This is a genomic window from Paracoccus sp. (in: a-proteobacteria) (assembly GCF_030538695.1).
Classification (GTDB): domain Bacteria; phylum Pseudomonadota; class Alphaproteobacteria; order Rhodobacterales; family Rhodobacteraceae; genus Paracoccus.
The window spans coordinates 1-2,241 of record NZ_JAUNTN010000057.1 but is presented as its reverse complement, the minus strand read 5'-3'; the positions used below and the strand labels follow the sequence as shown (position 1 = coordinate 2,241).

The following is a 2,241-nucleotide window of genomic DNA, read 5'->3' as shown; positions in this document are numbered from 1 at the left end:
GTTGCAGACGGGTTGCAGACTGGCAGCCCGAATTGCGCCGCGTGAGCGGCTGCAAGAGGGTACAGATCCACCAGACCATCAGCCACGCCGCCAGGAGGTGTGCCGCGATTCCCGCATGCCGAGTTGCGCGGCGACAGCCGTCGCAAGAGGCGTGTGGGGCGCAGCGAGACAGCAGCGAGCTGGCAGCCGACAGAGAGATGGGCCGTATCCGCTGCCGGCATCCGCGCAGCGTGATGACGGCCCGCGGAAAGGCCAGGTGCGCATCGGGATGCTGCCCCCGTCATGGCCGATCACCCGCGGTGCCCGTGTTCACGAACAGCCCGTCCGCCGCAGGCGGCGTGGCTGATCCGGCGCTTTCCGCTGCGCTCTCGGCCCCATCGGCACGTCCCGCAAACAGCGGCGCCTCGCGCCAGTCGGGCGCAGCCCGGGCGCGGGCGGGCAGCGTGCCGGTCCCCTCGATCACCGGGGCGAGCATGGCCAGATAGGCGCGGGTCTCGCCGGGCAGCGAGCGACCGGCGAGGAACGCCTCATAGCGCCCCGGCCCGGCATTATAGGCGGCCAGAAAGCCCGGTGCGCCATAGAGGTCATACATCTCGCGCATATAGGCCGTGCCCGCCAGAATGTTGTCGCGCGGGTCGAAGACGTCAGGTCCAAGGCCATGGCGGACGCGCAGCCCCGCCCATGTGCCGGGCATGATCTGCATCCGCCCGCAGCTTCTCGTAAACAGGCCGGATCGTGTCGATTTCGCTGGCTATAATCCGGCTCGCCAGTTCGGTCATCCCTATGATGCTACGATGCTGGAAGCCAACCCGCTCCACCAGCGCGGGATTGAGGCTGTATTTCGCTTGAGGCTCGCCGATGATCAGGACGTAGATCTCATCGTAGAGTGCCGCGTCCGCGTCGCTGATCGCTTCAAGCGTATCATTGATGTTTTAGCTACTTGCCTGCGAGGTAACTTGGAAGGCGCGCTTGGTGGTGCTGGTGGTATCGCCGAGATCGAGTCCGGGCGCGTTGCGACGGATCTTGTTGAGATTCACGCGGTTCGCCGTATAGATGAGGTTGAGCAGCTCCTTGAAAAAATCTTCAAGGATGCGGTTGACGTCGGTAAATCCGAGCTTGCTGCGTGCGCGCACACGGCTAGAGATTGTGTCGAGATCGTCGATAATCGGGCCGACGAAGGCTCCGCGTGCAGTTATGAGAGTAAGTTTCCCAGGCTATGAGACAGGCGGGGCATAGAACGCGCCATGCATCTGTACCCGAATACGACCCGCCCCTTCGAATCACAATATTCACCCCGATATTGTCTGAGTCGAGCAGAGGGATCCTGACCTATGCGAGCATCGGCACCAAGGCGGCCGTTAAGTCGGATGCTAAGGAAAATTTCACCTGATTCGATCGGCCAGTGAGTGCTTGAATTAGCCATGATCGAAATTGGCTGGAACATCCGCTATTACTCGCCTATAGGAATTGAATGGAAGGAGAGCCAATGACAGCTCTCCACCCCAACCCACCGCGGCCGTGCCGCCCGCCACCTTGCGGCGACGGCCTCACCCTCATCACAGAACGAGCGTTCGTCTGCCCCGCTGCATCCTCGCCGGTGATAGTCTCTTTGCTCCGCCCGCTCTGTCCAAGAGAAAACAGGCTTTGCGGATCGCCGGGCCGAATTGCGGGTCATCGGTCTGGTCCACGGCAACCCGCTTGGCGCCAGCACGGCGGGCGTTCTGGAACAGCTCGTTCAGGATATCATTAAGCGAGGCGTTGAACAGGCGCCCCACCTTGTCGATCTTCTCACGGGCAACATGAGCGCGGAAGGAATATGTGGTATGGCGGAAGCTCCGGGATCAAGGTAAAGGCCCCGCACACGCTCTCTCGCCCGCGGGACCAGCCCCGTCACAGCACCACCCTGCCCTTGTCCTGTTGTCGACCGATTTTGCGGCCGACCATAGTTCTGCTGATGGCGTCGCGCGCCCGAATCGTTCGAATGCGTCGCCGATGGCTCTATCTCGAGCACGATCACCTCGCCCCGAGCCGCCCTCACATAGAAGTGATCCCGCCTGTTTTCAGCCTATTTCTACGCCAGAGGTTTCTGTGTGGTGCTTCCACGAGGCTTCCACGGCGGGTTTTGGGGAGGCGTCGGGTGGACATTAAAATTCCCCGCCAAGCTGTTGAGCTTGCGGGGTTTTATGTTTTGGTTGCGGGGATAGGATTTGAACCTATGACCTTCAGGTTATGAGCCTGACG

Annotated in this window: 1 protein-coding gene and 1 pseudogene; both read right to left on the bottom strand. The window is 61.6% G+C overall.

Annotated elements, in window-relative coordinates; genetic code table 11:
• Nucleotides 1-280 precede the first annotated feature (280 nt).
• Nucleotides 281-715 (bottom strand): annotated as a pseudogene (locus Q4G24_RS16540) (lytic transglycosylase domain-containing protein); the annotation flags it as partial.
• Nucleotides 716-932: 217 nt separating this feature from the next.
• The gene (locus Q4G24_RS16680; RefSeq protein WP_368660955.1) at nt 933-1,133 is read right to left on the bottom strand and encodes an SMEK domain-containing protein; all 201 of its coding nucleotides are present in this window, start codon (nt 1,131-1,133) and stop codon (nt 933-935) included.
• Nucleotides 1,134-2,241: the final 1,108 nt, after the last annotated feature.